Here is a 19398-nt window from a genome sequence, read left to right on the forward strand (position 1 = left end):
CCATCCGTTCAGCTGGCTATGGATTTAGCAGATCGTATTTTCGCCATTAAATCCATTTCCGATTTCAACCGGGCTTGCCTGGAAGTATTTGCACTCCAGGCAAGCCGGTGTGCTGTTTACGCCGACTATCTTTCACTGCTGGGTGTGGCACCGGCAGCCGTTCAATCCATTACAGCTATTCCTTTTCTGCCCATCGAATTCTTTAAAAATCATCGCGTGTACTCAGCCGGCCCTGACGCGGAGGTTATATTCAGTAGCTCGGGCACGACGGGAAGCGTGCAAAGCAAACATTATGTGGCGGATGCCGCAATTTACCGGCAGAGTTTCCGTACGGCGTTTGAACAATTTTACGGGCAGCCGCGCGACCGTGCTGTACTGGCATTGCTTCCTTCCTATTCCGAAAGGGAAGGATCGTCGCTGATCTACATGGTCGACGACCTAATCCGACAAAGCCGTCACCCGCAAAGCGGCTATTTTCTGTATGATCATCGGGCGCTGCGTGATGTCCTGCTGGAACTGAAAGCCAAGGATACTCCAACCCTGCTGATTGGCGTTACTTATGCGCTGCTCGATTTTGTCGAAGCCTATGGAGTCGATTTTCCCGGACTTACCGTCATGGAAACCGGTGGAATGAAAGGCCGGCGGCGGGAAATGATCCGCGAAGAGGTGCACCAACGATTATGTAAAGGGTTTAATGTGGCACAAATCCATTCGGAGTACGGAATGACCGAATTGCTGTCGCAGGCCTATGCAGCCCGGGACGGCCGCTTTCATTGCCCGCCCTGGATGAAAATCTTTATTCGGGACACCAACGACCCGTTCAGCGGATTAGGCACCGGTAAAACCGGTGCGGTTAATGTGATTGATTTAGCCAATATACATTCCTGTGCATTCATCGCCACCCAGGATCTGGGAAAAACGCATGACGACGGAAGCTTTGAAGTGCTGGGACGTTTCGACCAAAGTGATATCCGGGGGTGCAACCTTTTGATCCAGTAGCCTCTATTGCAGGCTGGGATCGCTGAAAGTATCGCCCTGGTTAACGTCGCCGGTATCATACCCCTTCTTAAACCAGTAAGCGCGTTGCTCGGAAGTACCGTGGGTAAATGCCTCGGGAACCACTCGCCCCTGTGCCTGCATCTGCAGGCGATCGTCGCCCACGGCGGCAGCGGCGTCCATACCGTCGCGGATATCGTCATATTCCAGGTGGACTTCCGACTGCTTATTGGCATGATGGGCCCAGACACCCGCATAAAAATCGGCCTGAAGTTCCAGCATGACCTGAACCCGGTTATATTCCGTTTCGCTGAGTTGTTGCCTGGCGGCCTGCACACGGTCCATCGCACCGGTCAGCTTTTGGATATGGTGACCAACCTCATGTGCCAGCACGTAGGCCATGGCAAACTCGCCGGTTGCACCAAACCGATCCCGTAGCTCGTCGTTAAAATCCAGATCAATATATACCTTCTCATCCGCCGGACAATAAAAAGGGCCGTAGGCTGATGCACCCATGCCACACCCGCCGGTTTGTGTACCATCCCGATAGAGCACCAGCGTAGCGGGCCGGAAATCTTCCCCGGCTGATGCGTAGATCGTGCCCCATACGTCTTCGGTACTGGCCAGTATCACCCGTACAAATTCGGTCAGCTCAGTCTCCTCCGCACTGATTTCAACCGGGCCGCTCGTTTGCGTGCCCATTGGCTGTAGCTGTTGAAGTAATTGCTGGGGATCACCGCCCAGGAAAAGGCCGATGAGCAGGACCACGATTCCGCCGACACCCCCAAGGGCCAGCTTTCCGCCGGACGACATTCCCCGGCGGTCTTCAAAATTGGTGCTTTGTCTACTGCCTTTCCAACGCATAATCAATTGGTTTTATACAAAAAAAGCCTCACAGCATTGCAAGGCTCCCCGTTAGTCTATTATTTCCGGTTAAAAAGAAAATTCATCTTTTGAATCCCCGTCTTCTTCTGCAGTCAATGCGCCGTTATCATAACCCGGCTCGTAGCGTTTCTCTACGACCTCCTGATTGGCTTTAATATATTCTACCACATCATTCAGCCCTTCCGCAAATTTTTCAAAATCCTCTTTATATAAGAATATTTTGTGCTTAATGAATACGCCGTCTTCAAACCTTTTCTTGCTTTCTGTGATGGTAACATAGTAGTCATTAGACCGGGTTGCCTTCACATCAAAAAAATAAGTCCGCTTTCCTGCCCTTACTTTTTTTGAAAAAACCTCTTCACGCTCTTTGTTGTCAAAATCTCCCATTGTTAAGCTTATTTAATTGTTTTGTTCTCAGAATCGGGATAAATATAAAGGAAATCCTTTGATTAATACAACTATTTGCAAAAAATAAAAATATTTTTAGACACGGATAAACGCATGCTTTTAGGGCATGAAAGCGTACTCGCGACATACCGTTAACCGAGAAAAAGAGCCGTTTCACCGGACTTCGGCAATGGGTCGCCTAATAATCGTTGTACATCGGAATAAATTGGATTACCTTTGAAATATATGCCCCTGAAGGCGAATAATTAAACAAACGAATGAACAAACAACAGCATCCCAGGCACAGCGGCACGAGCTCCGGCAGAGTGTGGGCGGGAATCATTATTGTAGCCATCGGTGCCGTACTCCTCGCGGGCAAGCTTGACATGGACTGGCTTGTACCTGATTGGTTGATCAGCTGGCCCATGGTGCTTGTCGTCATCGGCCTGGTTATCGGTGGAAAATCGAATTTTAAAAACCCTGCGGGGTTTATAATGCTCGGAATCGGTGTTTTCTTTCTCATCCAACGAATCACCCATTTTAATATGGGGCCGTTTCTCTGGCCATTAGTCATTATCGGCATTGGTCTCTGGCTGCTGCTGGATAGGCGCCGGGGGCATCATCCATTCCGCGACCGACCGGGCCGCGGTCGCAGACGGCCGGATGATTACGGATGGGATAAGCGTGTATCCGACGATGCCGACGGTAACCAGCCCCCCCCCGAAAATGAAGGTACCACCGGTGCTTTCGCCGGCCGGGAGGAGGCCGAGGCTGCCTTTGACCCGCCGGAAGACAGAAAAAATGAAACCAATTTTACCACCGATGATTACGTGAAATCCACCGCCGTATTCAGCGAGGTAAAAAAAATTGTGATATCCAAAAACTTCACCGGCGGTGAGGTGGTCAACATTTTCGGCGGCACGGACATCAACCTGATACAGGCAGATATGCAGTCGCCGGTGGTTATTGATATCTTCCAGCTGTTTGCCGGCACCAAGATCATCGTGCCGGCACATTGGAAGATCCAATCTGAAGTCGTGTCCGTCTTCGGCGAGGTAGATGACCGACGGTTTATCCAGGGCATTCCCCAGGACGAGCAGCGGACGGTTTACATCAGGGGCACATCCATATTCGGAGGCGTTACCATCAAAAGCATATAATCGCATCCATGAACCGGAACGAACGTAGTCAGTGAACACCACGCCATACACTTCTTCCAAACAACGATTGGTCAACATCAGCTGTTTTATCATCTGGGTTGCCTATGCGTTAATCCAGACCGGTTTACTATGGTGGTTCGACACCGATTTTGAGTTTGCGCTGCACGACAGCCTGATCAGCGCCACCTGGATCACGCTGTGCTGCTATATTATTGCCAACGCCCTTAATTATTACCTCCCAAGGAAAGAAAAATTCGGGTATATTGTTGTTTGGGGTCTGGTACTGGCTGCCATCAGCATTTCGGCCACCCGATGGACGTTATTGTACATCGTTCCGGACCAGGCTTATCTCGAAAGGCTGGACACGTCCCTCCCACTGCGGTTCTTCATCAATTCGCTGCTGATCGCCTGGATGGCCATGATCAATATCCTGTGGAACATTCAGCAGGAGTACAAGGAAAATGAACAGCGTAAAGCCGATGCTGAACGGCTTGCCCGCGAAGCCGAACTTTACAATCTGCGGCAACAGCTGCAACCGCACTTTCTCTTCAACAGTCTTAATTCCATTATCGCACTCATTGGGCGAAAACCGGAAGAAGCCCGGAATATGACATTTCAGCTTTCCGACTTCCTTCGGGGTACCCTGCGTAAAGACGATCAGCAATTTATTCCTTTTAAGGACGAACTGGACCACCTGCAACTATACCTTGAGATTGAAAAGGTGCGGTTTGGCCATCGATTGACGACACAGCTGACCTATTCCGAAGAATGCCACGCGATGAAACTGCCGGCGATGATTATACAGCCGCTGGTAGAGAATGCCATCAAATTCGGGCTGTATGACACCACGGGGAACGTCATGATCAGTATTGACGGGGCGTGCGAGGAACAGTTATTGGTTATCCGGGTAAAAAATCCTTACGACAGCAAGAACAACAATCCGCGGAAAGGAACCGGTTTCGGGCTGCGGGGTGTCCAACGGCGCTTATTTTTATTATTTGGGCGTACAGACCTGTTGGAAACCAATGCCACAAAACATATCTTTACCAGCATCATACGTATACCCCAGAAATACCCACATGATCAAGGCGATACTGGTAGATGATGAGCCGCTGGCGCGCAGCATACTGAGTGAATACCTGGAAGGTTATCCGCAAGTGGAAATCGTGGCCGAGTGCAACGATGGATTTGAGGGCGCCAAGGCGATTATGCAGCATCAGCCCGATGTTGTTTTCCTGGATATCCAGATGCCGAAAATCAATGGCTTCGAGCTGTTGGAGATTATTGACGTAAAGCCATTCATCATCTTTACAACGGCATTTGATGAATACGCCATCCGGGCTTTTGAACAGCATGCGGTTGACTATCTGCTTAAGCCGATCACAAAAAAAAGATTCGATGAAGCGATGGCCAAGCTGCTAGACCGTAAGCCAATGCCGGGTGCAGGTGACGCTACCCAGCAGCTACTGGACGATGTATGGCATTCACCGGGCCTGGAGCGAGTGATTGTGAAGACCAGTCATGCCATCAAAATCATTCCCGTGGAAAGCATCATTTACCTGGAAGCGGACGATGATTATGTACGGATACATACCAATGACGGCACGTACCTGAAGAATAAAACAATGGCCTCCTTTGAGAGGCAGTTAAACCCGATGCAGTTTGTCCGCGTACACCGCTCGTTCCTGATCCGGGTCGCGCACATTACCCGCCTCGAATCATACGAAAAGGAAGGATACCTTGCCATACTTGACACGGGCCAGAAAGTCAATGTCAGCAAAACCGGCTATGCGCGCCTCAAACAATTATTAGGAATGTAATCCGGATTCCTGTAATTTTGCTGTATGTTTAAAACCGTAAATCGTATTTGCTGCTTCCTGTTGCTGCTCTTACCCATTGCCACCATCACCCTTGCACAAGAGGAGGAAGCTAAACAACAAATCAACCAGGCTGTATTCAATAAGGTGGAGTATCATTTCAACCTACAGGAAACCGACTCCATTTATGCATTGGCCAGTGCCAAATTCAAGCAATCATTGTCGGCCGAAGCCTTCCGGACGGTGATGGAACAACAGCTTTACCCGCTGGGCCGGATACAATCGGCCGAGCTGATCGGTTATGAGAAAAACGCAGGCACTTATAAGCTGAACTTTATTAGTGCCCCCCAACAACTGGTGCTGGGATTGGACAGCGCAAATAACATCGAGACATTTTTGTTCCAACCCTATAAACAGTCGCTTCCGGCACAGACAGACCCGGCCGTTCCGGCCAATACCGCAGCTTCCGGCCTCGACCGCTTTGTTGACTCTGTTGCCCTTGGTTATTCCCGGAAAGGAAATACCCACGCATTGGCCATCGGCATTATCAGTAACGGGAAAACCCACAGTTATTTTTATGGAGAGACCGAAGAGGAAAACAAACAACTGCCTGATGAAAACACGCTGTTTGAAATCGGCTCTATTACAAAGACGTTTACCGCTACATTACTGGCCTATTTTGCACAGCAGGAGCTCCTTAATTTAGATGACCCCATTACCAAGTACCTGCCCGATTCGCTGGCGGGTAATCCCAGCCTCCAGCAAATCACGCTGAAGCAGCTGGCCAATCATACATCGGGCCTGCCGCGGCTGCCCGCCAATCTGGAACGCATGGCAGCGACACACCCCGGCAACCCCTATGAGGGCTATACACGCGCGCATTTATATGCTTTCCTGAAAACCTATGAAGCTGATATGGCTCCCGATTCCATATACGCATACAGCAACCTCGGATACGGCATACTTGGTGATATCCTGTCAACAGTAAGCGGAAAACCGTATGCAGAACTTGTCCGGGAAATAATTGGCACACCGCTGGAGCTGAAAAACACAACCGCACAACCCGATACCACCCAGCAGTACCTCGCAAAAGGCTATAACGAAAAAGGAACTGAAACGCCGCATTGGACATTCGATGAACCCATGACCGCAGTAGGTTCCCTGAAGTCCACCGTTTCCGACCTATTGCGTTACACCAGGGCTCATTTCAAGTTACCCGAAACGCCCTTGGAAAACGCGTTGGCCTTAACGCGTGAATTTACTTTTTTTACGCCACCGGACACCGATATTGGCCTGGCCTGGCAGATGAACCTTATCGGCGGAAGCCTGACGTACCGCCACTCAGGTGAAACAGGTGGAAGCAGTAGTTTTGTCGCCTTCTCTCCTGACCGGAGAGTGGCCATTGTGGTGCTGTCCAACACAGCGGAACCGGTAAGCCCTACTGCGGCAGCCATCCTAGACTATATCCTGAATATGCCTTAACGCAGAAAGCCGTTTAATTCAATGGCGGGCGTTTAAAATGCTTATTGTGGTTAGCTGTCCCGGCGGAGGATTTCCAACGGCGGCCGGTTAATCACACCCCGGCTATTCAGCAGCCCAATTATGACAGTCGATGCCGTGACACTCACTAACAGGAGTGCCATTGTCACGATATCGGGTGCAAAGGGTACCTCAAAGCTGAAAACGGCTAACGCCCAGCTGCCAATCAGCGCCAGAAAAACACCAACAAACGATGCAATCAAGCCCAGGAAAAGATACTCCAGCGCGGTAATGGCCAGCAGTTGCCGTCGCGAGGCCCCCATCGTACGCAGCAGCACGTTTTCCCGCATCCGTTGATACTTACTGATCATGACCGAAGCAATCAGTACGACGAAACCGGTCAGGATACTGAATCCACCCATAAAGCGGATGACGAAACCGATTTTCTCCAGAATTTCATCCAGTATGGACAGAATAAGTCCCAGGTCGATAATGGATACGTTGGGAAACTGCTGCACCACAGCCTGCTGTATCCTTGCGGAGGTTGCTTCGTCGGGTACACGGGTCATCAACACATGGAACTGCGGGGCATGATCGATAACACCAACGGGGAAAATCAGTCTGAAATTGGTCTGAACCCGGTTCCAGTCGACTTCCCGGAAGCTGCCTACTACAGCCGGAACACGCACTCCCTGTACATTAAACAGCAGACTGTCCCCTATTTTCACGCGAATACGTTCCGCATAATCCGTTTCCAGCGATACGATGGCAGGACTTCCTTCGTTCACGCGGCCTACCCATTTACCCGCGGTAATCTTTTCTGAATCACTTAATTGCTCGCGGTAAGTCACCCGAAGCTCACCACCCAACGCCCTCCGGGATACCTCCAGGGTGCTGTCCCGTCGCGCGTCGTCCGCAGTAATTCCGTTGATAGCTTCAAGCTGTACCGTGATAATGGGCACCTCGTCCAATACCGGCAGTTGCTGATCCCGTACCAACCGGGCAACGTCGGCGCGCTGCGCCGACTGGATATCAAACAACACCATGTTCGGCTGGTTTTCACTTGACGACAAGGTAACCCGGGCAATCAGCATGTGCTGCACCAAAAACAGCAGGGCAATAAAAGCCGTGCCCAGCCCAATAGCTACCACGAGAATCGCGGTCTGGTTGTTCGGACGGAAGAGATTCGAGAGCCCCTGGCGCCACAGGTAGCTCCATGAGGCCGGGAAAAACCGCCTCACCAGTGAAATCAGTAGATTCGCTGCAGCATAGAGGAGCAGGAATGCGGCGACTACACCCGCTGTAAAGGTGAGGGTTTCCACCAGGCCGTCCAATTGCAGAAAGGCATAACCAAATATAAAGAGTATAATCAGGCCGTAAACCATCCAGCTCCATTTGTCCCTGGTGATATGGGGTATATCGAGTGACACACGAAGCGTATTCAGCGGCGTAAAGTTCCGGATGCGGATTAATGGCAATAACGCAAACAGGACCGATATCCAGATACCCAGGCCAACGCCCTGGGCGATGGACCACCAGGAGATCTCGCTGCTTATCGATACCGGTAAAAAATCGCGGAATACAATAGGCAGTAGCTGTTGGATGAGCGTCCCCAACAGTGCGCCGATCAGGGACCCCAGAAAGCCGATCCCGAGTACCTGGATCAGGTAAATCAAAAAAGCCTGCAGGGCTGTTGCCCCCAGACACCGCAGTATGGCAATACTATGGAGCTTCTCCTTAATATAGATATGAATGGCACTGGATACGCCAATGCAGCCCAGCAACAATGCAACAAAACCCACCAGCGACAGAAAATTGTTCATATCGGCAAATGACCGGCCGGTTTCTCGCTTCTGGGAGGCAATGGTTTCGGAATCTATGCGCTGAATCTCCAGTATGGAGTCCAGCTCACTGACGAGCGCATCGGCATCCACGCGGCCGTCAAACTGAAAATAATAGTCGTAATTGATCCGGCTTCCTTTTTGGTTCAGTCCTGTTGCCGGCAGGTCAGCCAGCGGAATAAAGACCGCCGGGGCCACTGAAGTGGAAATGCCATTTTGGCCCGGGGCACGTTGCAGTATCCCGGCAATCGCAAAGGACACACTGCCCACCTTTATGGAGTCGCCCACCTGCGCATCAAACTGCAGCATCAGTGTTTTGTCTACCAGTGCCTGTTGGCCCTGACGAAACGCCGTTCCAGCTGCCTGCGGTATGGTTTCCAGCTCACCATAATAGGGGAAATCACCTCCCAGTGCACGTACCTGTACGAGTCTTGTTCCCCCGTTCCGCTGAAACATCACCATCGAAGCAAACTGCTGTTCTTCGGAAACCGACTGGCTCAGCTGCCGGATTGAATCGACAATTGCCTCCCCTTCGTCTGTCAGGATGCGATTGGTATGCAGCACCAGGTCGGCACCAATCAGGGTGGCCGCCTGGTTATCGATATCTTTTTCCAGGTTATCGCCAAATGAATAAATGGCTACCAGGGCTGCAATGCCAATGATAATCGAGGATACAAATAAAAAAAGACGGGACCGGTTTCTACGGCTGTCACGCCAGGCCATCTTAACCAGCCACGCTAAACCTGTATGATATGGACTTGGCTGCATGTTACGAATTACCGGTTTGTGTCGGTGTGTCAGAAAGGATAGCACCGCCCTTCATGCGGATAACCCGCTGGGTCCGGGCGGCCAGCTCGGGGTCGTGGGTTACCAATACCAATGTGGTACCCGTATCTTCATTGAGCGCAAACAACAGGCGTTCGATGTGTTCACTGGTATCCGCATCCAGATTGCCTGTCGGTTCATCGGCAAAAAGGATCTTTGGCGAATTGGAGAACGCTCTTGCAATGGAAATCCGTTGCTGTTCGCCCCCGGATAATTGCAGGGGATAATGATGTCCGCGGTCAGCCAGTCCCACTTTATCAAGTAATGAAAGGGCCTTCGCCTTACCATTCCGCTCGCCACGCAGTTCGAGCGGGACCATGATATTTTCAAGCGCGGTCAGCGTTGGCAGCAGTTGAAAATTCTGGAACACAAACCCTACGTGGCGGTTACGTACGCCGGCCCGTTCGTCCTCCGTCAATTTATCCAGCACAATACCGTTCAAGACAATACTTCCGGTCGTCACCCGGTCGAGCCCCGCACACAATCCCAGCAGGGTGGTTTTACCACTGCCGGAAGGTCCGATAATAGCAGCGGTGGACGCTTCCTCGATTTCAAAATTAATATCATGTAAAACCGTTAACGATTGTCCGCCGCTACGGTATGCCTTGCTAACCTGGTTAACACTTAAACTGATTGCCACCTGTTTGTTTTTAAATCCAACATTGCGTAAAAATACACGATTTGATAATAGGTGACGAAAACCCAGCTAAAATAATACAATTCCAGGACGGTTGAACGTGGGAATTCAATACGCTCCGGTCGACAAAGCCGGAATCATTATTCTTACATTTAATTCATTCACCCGCCAAAAACAGTTATTCACCACGTAAAACCATTAAAAAATCAGCAAAAACATTAAATGACCAGCCAATAATTATAAATATTTATGTTTTCATTAAATAATTTGATGAAATATGAATTTTTTTTTCGATAATTGATCGAAATTTTAAAAATATCAGTAAAACAATAAAAAAATAAAAATAAAACAATGTCAGGACTAAGATTTAAAGCAGTAGAAGCTGCTATTTCCCGCTTAGACAGCATCAAAACAAGAGAAAAAATCAAACCTTCACAGGATTTCGGAAGAAATGTATTCACTACATCCAAGATGAAGGATTACCTTCCGAAAAATGCTTATGAAGAATTGATCGAGACGGTTGATGCGGGCCGTTCCATCAGCCATGACCTGGCAGAGCATATTTCCCAGGCAATGAAAAGCTGGGCGATCGGTCACGGTGCAACACACTACACGCATTGGTTTCAACCGCTGACCGGGGCAACAGCAGAAAAGCATGACGCATTTTTTGAACCGTTACCCGATGGATCAGCCATTGAGAAATTCACGGCCAGCGCACTGGTCCAGCAGGAGCCCGATGCATCCAGTTTCCCAAGCGGCGGAATCCGCAATACCTTTGAAGCACGCGGCTATACCGGATGGGACCCCTCCTCTCCTGCGTTTATTTTTGAGACCGGTGGTAGCAAAACACTTTGCATCCCGACCATTTTTGTATCATACACCGGTGAAGCGCTGGATTATAAAGCTCCCCTCCTGAAAACGATGAACGCCCTGGATAAAGCAGCCGTGGACGTAGCCGGCTTCTTCGACAAATCAGTAACCAGGGTGTTTGCATCCCTGGGCATCGAACAGGAATATTTTCTGGTTGACCTTTCCCTCTTTAACGCACGACCCGACCTGCAATTTACCGGACGCACCTTGTTCGGGCACATGTCGGCGAAAGGTCAGCAGCTGGAAGACCACTATTTCGGCGCGATACCGGAGCGCGTGCTGGCATTTATGGTTGACCTGGAACAGGAAGCACTTAAACTAGGTATTCCATTAAAAACACGCCATAATGAGGTGGCACCCTCGCAGTTCGAATGTGCGCCGATGTTCGAGGAAATTAACCTGGCCATCGACCACAACCAGCTCCTGCTTAACCTCATGGACCAAGTGGCCCTCCGCCATAAATTCAAAGTATTAATCCACGAGAAGCCATATGCAGACATTAATGGTTCGGGCAAGCATAATAACTGGTCGCTGATTACCAACACCGGGATCAACCTGCTGTCCCCTGGCAAGACTCCGAAGAACAACCTGATGTTCCTGACGTTTTTTGTTAATGTCATCAAAGCCGTACACGAGTACGCCGATTTGTTACGGGCATCCATCGCCAGCGCAAGCAACGACCATCGCCTCGGCGCAAATGAGGCTCCGCCGGCAATCATTTCCATTTTCCTGGGCAGCCAGCTTAATGCCGTACTGGACGAAGTGGAAACCGCACGGGTAGCCAAAAAAGTCAAGTCAGAAAACATGCTTTGGCATGGCATTCCGAAAATTCCGGAACTGCAGCTGGACAATACCGACCGCAACCGTACTTCGCCGTTTGCGTTTACGGGCAACAAATTCGAATTTCGCGCCGTAGGATCGTCCGCCAACAGCGCCGAGCCAATGACCGTACTGAATGCCATTGTCGCCAATCAGCTGATCGAATTCAAATCAGAGGTTGACAAGCAGATCAAAAAGGGCACCAAGAAGGATCTTGCGCTGCTGAACGTTGTACGTAAATACATCAAGGAATCCAAGGCCATTCGCTTTGAGGGCAACGGATACAGCCAGGCGTGGGAAGATGAAGCGCAAAAACGTGGACTCTCTAACATTAAGACGACACCGAAAGCACTGGATGTATATGTCAGTGAAAAAACAGAAAAATTATTCGAAAAGCTGAACATCTTCAACAAACGCGAGGGTGAAGCACGGCACGAGATCTTACTGGAAAATTACTTCAAAAAAATCCAGATCGAGGCCCGTGTTATCGGCGAAATCGTAAACAGCCTGATTGCGCCGGCGGCATTCGATTACCAGAACGACTTAATCGTAAATGTTAAGGGATTGAAGGAACTTGGCTTTAAAGATGGCGCATATAGTTCCCAGTTAAACCTTATCGAACGCATCTCCAGCCACATCAACACCATTCTCGTAGATGCGGAAGCGATGCGCCAGGAGCGTAAAAAAGCCAACGTGCTGGAGGATATGCGCGACAGGGCCATTGCCTATGACGAAAAGGTAAAGCCTTATTTTGACAAAGTCCGTTATCACCTGAACAAGCTTGAGCAGATTGTAGACGACCGCAAATGGCCGCTACCCAAGCTGCGCGAACTATTGTTCGTAAGGTAATTGGTAATTAGCTATTGTAACTAACCATCCGATAAACTTAAACTAGTAAACCGCCTCCTAAGGGAGGCGGTTTTTTTTATACACGTCTACAGGTCGGAGCTATGCTGTTTCATTTTAAAACCAAAACAGTGAAATCACTAATCATCCTCTTCCATGTCGCTCAATTCCAGCTCAAGCGCCTTGTTGCTCAACTGGATTTCAACCAGGGAGATCATCAATGAAATAGTAAAAAACAGGAGGCTCAGCGCAAAGGTAAGTTCCGAGAGGTAATCCAGTTCCCTGTAAATGCAATACATACATACGATGCAGGACACAAAACTAAGCACACCCATGGCCTGCATATTTTTGATCAGTTTCAGCCGGTATCGGAGATTCTTGATCTGTCCGTGCAATACACCGCTTTTATGATGGTCAAGGTACTTAGCATGCAAGCTCCGCACCAGCGCCGCCAATGCCAGAAACCGGTTTGTATAAGCCAGCATGATCAGGCTGATCGCTGGAAAGAGCAATGCGGCGGTATTAAATGAAATCTCCATAGATGGTCATGTTAGCGATAATGACAACTTAGTTGCCACAAAAAAATCAAAAAAACCTTGCACAACCAAATCGGGCGGCTTATCTTTGTTCCATTGTGTGGTTACACACAAAAATCAATTCCTTTTCCGGGATCTTGATTTATAAAGAAGTGGCGAGAGACTGGCTCCGTGACCCACTGGCAACCATTCACATCGCTGAAAAAGGTGCCAATTCCTGTCCCGATCAATATCGCTTGGGAGCATATAAATTAACAGACAATGAATATCCGCTTAATTAACAGTAAATCAGCCACTCAAAAACTGGCGTATCAAGCAAACACACCGGTCTGCGTCATCATCCCGAACCGGCGAATGTGCGGCGGTACAGCGCACATTGGCTGTCCGTGCTGTTAATCCAAACAATACATGCAACCAATATACCGGCCTATCCCCCCTTGGGTGATATGCGCTATACTTTTTATATTATATTTATCTACTTTTAAATAAACAATAAAAACATAAAACATGGCAAACGAAAATTTAAAATTTGAAACATTACAGGTACATGCCGGACAGGAAGCAGATCCCACCACAGGCTCCAGGGCCGTACCGATTTACCAGACGACTTCATTCGTATTCAATAATGCCGAACATGGGGCCAATCTATTTGCACTTAAGGAATTTGGCAATATCTACACACGGATCATGAACCCGACGACCGACGTGTTCGAAAAACGCGTCGCGGCATTGGAAGGCGGAGTAGCAGGGCTGGCGGTCGCTTCCGGTCAATCGGCACAGTTTATTGCACTGACCAATATTCTGGAAAGCGGTGAAAACTTCGTCACCACATCCAGTTTATACGGAGGTACTTATAACCAGTTCAAAGTATCATTCAAACGACTGGGCATTGAAGCTAGGTTTGCGAAGGATGACAGTCCGGAAAACATCGAGGCAGCCATTGACGACAAAACCAAAGCCATTTACGCAGAAACCATCGGCAACCCCAGCTACAGCATTCCAGATTTTGAGCGTATTGCGGCCATTGCGAAAAAATACGATTTACCGTTGATCGTCGACAATACATTCGGTGCTGCAGGTTATCTTTTCAAACCACTGGAGCACGGTGCCCACGTGGTGGTCCAAGCAGCCACAAAGTGGATCGGCGGTCATGGAACCAGCATTGGCGGTATCATTGTGGATGGTGGAAACTATAATTGGGGGAACGGCAAATACAAGCAGTTCAGCGAACCTTCCGAAGGTTACCATGGATTGGTATTCAGCGATGTATTCGGTGTGGACAGTCCGCTCGGGAACATTCAGTTCATCATTCGCGCGCGTGTAGAAGGACTTCGTGATTTCGGTCCGGCACTATCCCCATTCAATGCTTTTCTGTTGTTACAGGGGCTTGAAACACTGTCATTACGTGTACAGCGCCACGTAGACAACACCCTGGAAATTGCCACCTGGCTGGACAGTCACCCGGATGTTGAAAAAGTAAATTATCCCGGTCTGAAAAACAACCCGCACCATGCCAATGCACAGAAATACCTGAAAAATGGTTTCGGCAGCGTGCTCTCTTTCGCCATCAGGGGCGGGGCAGACAAAGCCAATGCACTGATAGACAACCTGAAACTAATCAGCCACCTGGCCAACGTAGGCGACACCAAGACGCTTATTATCCACCCCGCTGCCACTACACACCAGCAGCTTAGCGCCCAGGAACAGCAGGAAGCGGGTGTTTATCCGGGTGAATTGCGGCTGGCCGTTGGCATTGAGCATGTCGATGACATCAAGGCAGATTTGCAGCAGGCATTTGACAAAATTAAATAAGGGGCACGTAGTGCCCCCTTTACCATGCAATGAGTATAATAAACACGTTCAGGTATCCTAACGCATTCAGGCTGGAGAGTGGAAAACACCTCCAGAACCTGGAGATCGCTTACCACACTTACGGACAGTTAAATGCCGCAAAAGACAATGTGGTGTGGGTCTGTCATGCGTTAACGGGTAACTCCGACGTGTTCGATTGGTGGCCCGGCCTATTCGGTACCCAGGACCTGTTCAATCCGCGTGAGTATTTCATCATTTGCGCCAATGTCATCGGATCACCATACGGCACCACCAATCCGCTCAGCACCAATCCGGTCACGGGTCAGCCTTTTTATTTGTCTTTTCCGCAATTTACGGTCCGCGACCTGGCCACCGCACACCAGCTGCTGGCCGATCACCTGGGCATCGAAAAGATCGCGCTGGCTATCGGTGGGTCCCTGGGCGGCCAGCAGGCGCTGGAGTGGGCAATTAACGATCCGGAGCGGATTGACAGACTGGTGCTGATGGCAACGAATGCGGTGCATTCGCCGTGGGGTATTGCGTTCAATGAAAGTCAGCGGATGGCCATTAGCACAGACCGCACATTTTATGCGAACAGACCAGATGGCGGTGCCAGCGGACTGAAAACAGCAAGGAGTATTGCCCTGCTATCATACAGGGGATACGAAACCTATGCAGCCACTCAATCGGAGACTACACAGGAGAAACAGGATGATTTCAGAGCCTCTTCCTATCAGCGTTACCAGGGTGAAAAACTGGTCAAACGGTTTAATGCATACAGCTACTGGTACCTCAGCAAAGCCATGGACGGCCATCATGTGGGACGGGGGCGACAAGGCGGTACTCCGGCAGCACTGCACAGGGTAAGAGCAAGCACACTGGTAATCGGCATCAGCACGGACCTGCTGTTTCCGGTTCAGGAACAAAAGTTAATTGCCAGTCACATTCCCGGCGCGGTGTATACTGAAATCAGTTCCATCTACGGACATGACGGCTTTTTGGTTGAAACAGGACGCATTACCGAGGAGATTTCCGCCTTCCTAAGGCATACCACCGGGGAACGGCAACCGGTCCGAATTCCTTCCCACCAGTTTGTATAATTAAGATCAATAAATACCGATAACCGCACACGACAACTATGAGTAAACAATTAACCCTTGGCTTCTTTGGTTTTGGGGTCGTTGGACAGGGACTATACGACATTATCAAAACAAAGCATCTCAACCTGACCGTTAAACGGTTCGTCATTAAACATCCCGATAAAAAACGAACGCTTCCCGCCGAATTATTTACAACCGATCCGGATGCCGTGCTCCAAGACCCGGAAATTAACACGGTTGTTGAGTTAATCGACGATGCCGACGCCGCTTTTGATATCGTATCGCGTGCACTGCGGTCCGGAAAAAACGCCGTATCGGCCAATAAGAAAATGATTGCCACGCACCTGACCGAACTGATTGCCATTCAGCAGCAATACGGCACCAGCCTACTCTATGAGGGAGCGGTGTGTGGGAGCATCCCCATCATCCGGAACCTGGAAGAATATTATGACAATGAGCTGCTTCATTCCGTAAGCGGCATTTTCAATGGTTCGTCTAATTATATTCTTTCCAAGATCTTCAATGAAGACCTGGAATACGGCACTGCACTGAAACAGGCGCAGGATCTCGGCTTTGCGGAAACTGACCCAACGCTTGATGTCGGTGGTTTTGACCCCAAGTTCAAGCTGGCCATTATCGCATCCCATGCTTATGGCTTATACCTTGACCCCGATACAATCCTGAACATCGGCATCGACAAACTGGCTCCTTCCGATATCCGATTCGCACGGGAAAAGAATTTCAAGATCAAATTGATACCAACAGCCCGCGAAATTGATGACCGCGCCGTCATCCTGTATGTATTGCCCAAACTCGTGACACCGGCCAATATCCTGTACAATGTCGAAAATGAATACAACGGGGTATTAGTTAAGGCTGCCTTTGCCGATGAACAGTTTTTTTACGGAAAAGGTGCCGGCGGGCACCCTACCGGCTCAGCGGTCATGTCAGACATCACAGCGCTGCGGTACGATTACAAGTACGAATATAAAAAACACCTCGGAGCCGGCAGCTTACGGTACAGCACGGACTGGGAGATCCAGGTATACCTGCGTTACGAAGATGATGAACTGATCAATAAACTGGAATTCTCGTCCATTACCGAACGCTATTATGCCCAGGATTTCAAATACATTATTGGCCGGGTAAATCTCGGCAACATATTGAAAAATAAGGAGTCCATAAACAGCAACGGGGTCTTTATTGCGGAGATTGCCTAACACGGAGTATACCTACATATCGACAGGTAAGGCCGCTCGGAAAAATTAAAATAAAAAAAACATAACGGATATTTGTGTATTAATATTTTGTATATTGTACAAAAACACAGATAAACGTTATGCACTATATATTCGCTCTTTTTTTAGCGGTTTCGAGCCATCTTGCATGGGCACAGGACACGAGCAACAGTGTAACAAACGACGGAGAAGCGGGGCCTTCTTACGGTTATATTGTACTTGGGGCCATTGTCATTGCCGTAGTTATTTTTATGCTTATCCGCAAGCAGCATAGAAAATTCAACGAGTAGTTAAATCCATTGATAGCTACGCCTCTCGCTTAAGGCCAAATTTCTCGATTTTACTATACAGGTGGCTGCGCTGGATGTCTATTTCATCGGCCGTTTTGGATACGTTCCAGGCATTCTTTTCAAGTTTGTATTTAATGTATTCTTTTTCCACATGGTCCTTGAAATCCTGGAAGGAACCGAAGTCATCGTAATCGGCAACGCTTCCGTTGGACGACGCTGTGACCGGCACATCGGACACACTGGTTGCTTCTGCTGTTTCCATCCTGGCAACCGTCCCAAACGCACCGGGATTGGCGAAGGCATGCACATCTTTATCCGTAATGGCTTTATCGCTTAAGATGATCAAGCGTTCCACCATATTCCGAAGCTCCCGGATATTACCTGTCCAGGGTAGATCCTGCAGTACTTTAATGGCTTCCGCCGTAATTTTCTTTTGGGGTATATTGTATTCTCCGCATATCTCTTCACAGAAATGCGCAGTCAGCACCGGAATATCCGCCTTCCGTTCGGTCAATGGTGGTACATGAATCAGAATAACACTGAGGCGGTGGTACAGGTCCATACGGAAATTGCCCGCATCGATCTCTTTCAGCAGGTCTTTGTTCGTTGCTGCAATAACGCGTACATTAACGGATATTTCCTTTTCGCCGCCAACACGGGTAATCTTATTTTCCTGAAGCGCACGAAGTACTTTGGCCTGAGCGGAAAGGCTCATATCTCCGATTTCATCCAGAAAGAGCGTTCCGTTATGCGCCTGTTCAAATTTACCGATACGCTGCTTTACAGCGGAAGTGAATGAGCCTTTTTCGTGACCGAATAACTCGCTTTCAATCAACTCGGAAGGAATGGCCGCGCAGTTCACTTCGATGAGCGGTGCTCCTGCCCTGCCCGACTTTTCATGCAGCCACCGGGCAACCAGTTCTTTACCGCTGCCGTTAGCTCCGGTAACCAATACCCGGGCGTCCGTAGGCGCTACCCGTTCAATCGTATCCTTAATCCGCATCACGGCTTCAGAGTCACCCAGTATATCACGGGTCTTGCTCACTTTCCGCTTCAGTACCTTGGTTTCAGTTACCAGCGTACCCCGTTCCAGGGCATTCCGAACCGTAATGAGCAACCGGTTCAGGTCGGGTGGCTTGGATATAAAATCGTATGCACCCTTTTTACTTGCCTCAACGGCCGTTTCAACCGTGCCATGCCCTGATATCATGATAAATGGCAGATCGGGTTTTATGGCAAGTGCTTCAGTCAGCACTTCCATACCATCCATCTTACTCATTTTGATATCACAGAGCACCAGGTCGATATCATCTTTCTTAATAATGGCCAATCCATCGATACCATTGTCCGTATCAGTTACCTTATAATCCTCGTATTCCAGGATCTCACGCAATGTACTCCGAATGGCCCGCTCATCGTCTATAATCAGTATTTTGGTCATTTTCCGTTGTTTTCCTAAATAAAAGCAAACCCTATAAGCCGGATTCTGTCTCCCGGTAAACCGGGACTTCTATCATTTATCTTGGCTTACCATCACTGGTAAGCTCCAGCGGCTTACCCGTTGCGGTTCCCACCGGAGGTGGAATGGAGCGAGCAACTCCCGGACCGCAACCTATTTAGCCTTTCAACCCCCGGGGTTTACCGCGATGCGTGTCACCACGCAAAGCCGTGGGCTCTTACCCCGCGTTTTCACCCTTGCCCCAGCGTGTGCCGGGGCGGTCTGTTTTCTGTGGCACTTTCCGTACCCCGACCGATGTCGGAATCCTTCCCGTTAGGAAGCGGGGTGCTCTGTGTTGTCCGGACTTTCCTCCCCGGCTTTTATACCGGAGCGATAGAACAGGTCTGCTTTGCTACAAAGAT

General features: G+C 49.4%; 16 protein-coding genes, 1 other RNA gene and 1 riboswitch. Of the genes, 10 read left to right on the plus strand and 7 right to left on the minus strand.

Going from position 1 to position 19398, the window contains the following annotated elements; genetic code table 11:
- Window positions 1–18 precede the first annotated feature (18 nt).
- Window positions 19–999, plus strand: a complete 981-nt coding sequence (locus NEV57_RS02745; protein WP_257656745.1) for a LuxE/PaaK family acyltransferase — start codon at window positions 19–21, stop codon at window positions 997–999.
- 3 nt (window positions 1000–1002) lie between these two features.
- On the opposite strand, the gene ypfJ is transcribed toward NEV57_RS02745, so the two are convergent.
- The gene (gene ypfJ / locus NEV57_RS02750; RefSeq protein ID WP_257656746.1) at window positions 1003–1860 is read right to left on the minus strand and encodes a KPN_02809 family neutral zinc metallopeptidase; all 858 of its coding nucleotides are present in this window, start codon (window positions 1858–1860) and stop codon (window positions 1003–1005) included.
- A 69-nt stretch (window positions 1861–1929) separates the two neighbouring features.
- Window positions 1930–2268 (minus strand): DUF3276 family protein, encoded by a 339-nt coding sequence (locus tag NEV57_RS02755; RefSeq protein WP_257656747.1) that lies wholly within the window; start codon window positions 2266–2268, stop codon window positions 1930–1932.
- A 278-nt stretch (window positions 2269–2546) separates the two neighbouring features.
- Between NEV57_RS02755 and NEV57_RS02760 the strand changes: the two genes are divergently transcribed.
- From NEV57_RS02760 to NEV57_RS02775, 4 genes are read left to right on the plus strand one after another with little or no spacing between them, the layout of a single operon-like run.
- On the plus strand, window positions 2547–3428 hold the full coding sequence (locus NEV57_RS02760) for a LiaF transmembrane domain-containing protein (RefSeq protein ID WP_257656748.1): 882 nt from the start codon (window positions 2547–2549) through the stop codon (window positions 3426–3428).
- A gap of 31 nt (window positions 3429–3459) precedes the next feature.
- On the plus strand, window positions 3460–4533 hold the full coding sequence (locus NEV57_RS02765) for a sensor histidine kinase (RefSeq protein WP_257656749.1): 1074 nt from the start codon (window positions 3460–3462) through the stop codon (window positions 4531–4533).
- A complete protein-coding gene (locus NEV57_RS02770; RefSeq protein WP_257656750.1) occupies window positions 4508–5248 on the plus strand; it encodes a LytR/AlgR family response regulator transcription factor in 741 nt (246 codons plus the stop codon). The genes NEV57_RS02765 and NEV57_RS02770 overlap by 26 nt, the downstream gene beginning before the upstream one ends.
- 24 nt (window positions 5249–5272) lie before the next feature.
- Window positions 5273–6727 (plus strand): serine hydrolase domain-containing protein, encoded by a 1455-nt coding sequence (locus NEV57_RS02775; protein ID WP_257656751.1) that lies wholly within the window; start codon window positions 5273–5275, stop codon window positions 6725–6727.
- A gap of 50 nt (window positions 6728–6777) precedes the next feature.
- Here NEV57_RS02775 and NEV57_RS02780 read toward each other — a convergent pair whose 3' ends face one another.
- The gene (locus NEV57_RS02780) at window positions 6778–9333 is read right to left on the minus strand and encodes an ABC transporter permease (RefSeq protein ID WP_257656752.1); all 2556 of its coding nucleotides are present in this window, start codon (window positions 9331–9333) and stop codon (window positions 6778–6780) included.
- A 1-nt stretch (window position 9334) separates the two neighbouring features.
- Window positions 9335–10030: an ABC transporter ATP-binding protein gene (locus NEV57_RS02785; protein ID WP_257656753.1), complete on the minus strand. Its 696-nt coding sequence runs from the start codon at window positions 10028–10030 to the stop codon at window positions 9335–9337.
- Between the two features lie 348 nt (window positions 10031–10378).
- On the opposite strand from NEV57_RS02785, the gene NEV57_RS02790 reads away from it, so the two are divergent.
- Window positions 10379–12565: a glutamine synthetase III family protein gene (locus tag NEV57_RS02790; protein WP_257656754.1), complete on the plus strand. Its 2187-nt coding sequence runs from the start codon at window positions 10379–10381 to the stop codon at window positions 12563–12565.
- Between the two features lie 137 nt (window positions 12566–12702).
- Here NEV57_RS02790 and NEV57_RS02795 read toward each other — a convergent pair whose 3' ends face one another.
- Window positions 12703–13101 carry a DUF2721 domain-containing protein gene (locus NEV57_RS02795; RefSeq protein WP_257656755.1) on the minus strand — a complete coding sequence of 133 codons (399 nt, stop codon included), beginning with the start codon at window positions 13099–13101 and terminating at the stop codon, window positions 12703–12705.
- A 136-nt stretch (window positions 13102–13237) separates the two neighbouring features.
- Window positions 13238–13351, plus strand: a riboswitch (SAM riboswitch).
- Between the two features lie 254 nt (window positions 13352–13605).
- On the opposite strand from NEV57_RS02795, the gene NEV57_RS02800 reads away from it, so the two are divergent.
- The 4 genes from NEV57_RS02800 (at window position 13606) to NEV57_RS02815 (ending at window position 17538) form a co-directional block, all read left to right on the plus strand.
- Window positions 13606–14910 carry an O-acetylhomoserine aminocarboxypropyltransferase/cysteine synthase family protein gene (locus tag NEV57_RS02800; RefSeq protein WP_257656756.1) on the plus strand — a complete coding sequence of 435 codons (1305 nt, stop codon included), beginning with the start codon at window positions 13606–13608 and terminating at the stop codon, window positions 14908–14910.
- 29 nt (window positions 14911–14939) lie between these two features.
- Window positions 14940–16010, plus strand: coding sequence for a homoserine O-acetyltransferase family protein (locus tag NEV57_RS02805; protein ID WP_257656757.1), 1071 nt, complete (start codon window positions 14940–14942; stop codon window positions 16008–16010).
- A gap of 38 nt (window positions 16011–16048) precedes the next feature.
- Entirely contained in the window at window positions 16049–17230 is a 1182-nt protein-coding gene (locus tag NEV57_RS02810; protein ID WP_257656758.1) for a homoserine dehydrogenase, read from the plus strand.
- A 119-nt stretch (window positions 17231–17349) separates the two neighbouring features.
- On the plus strand, window positions 17350–17538 hold the full coding sequence (locus NEV57_RS02815; protein ID WP_257656759.1) for a hypothetical protein: 189 nt from the start codon (window positions 17350–17352) through the stop codon (window positions 17536–17538).
- Window positions 17539–17554: 16 nt separating this feature from the next.
- Here NEV57_RS02815 and NEV57_RS02820 read toward each other — a convergent pair whose 3' ends face one another.
- Both NEV57_RS02820 and rnpB read right to left on the minus strand, forming a co-directional pair.
- Window positions 17555–18979, minus strand: a complete 1425-nt coding sequence (locus tag NEV57_RS02820) for a sigma-54-dependent transcriptional regulator (protein WP_257656760.1) — start codon at window positions 18977–18979, stop codon at window positions 17555–17557.
- 18 nt (window positions 18980–18997) lie between these two features.
- Window positions 18998–19386: RNase P RNA component class A (gene rnpB / locus NEV57_RS02825), an RNA gene on the minus strand.
- Window positions 19387–19398: the final 12 nt, after the last annotated feature.

Origin of the sequence: Parapedobacter lycopersici (genome assembly GCF_024643285.1) — a bacterium.
In the GTDB taxonomy this organism is placed as follows: Bacteria; Bacteroidota; Bacteroidia; order Sphingobacteriales; family Sphingobacteriaceae; genus Parapedobacter; species Parapedobacter lycopersici.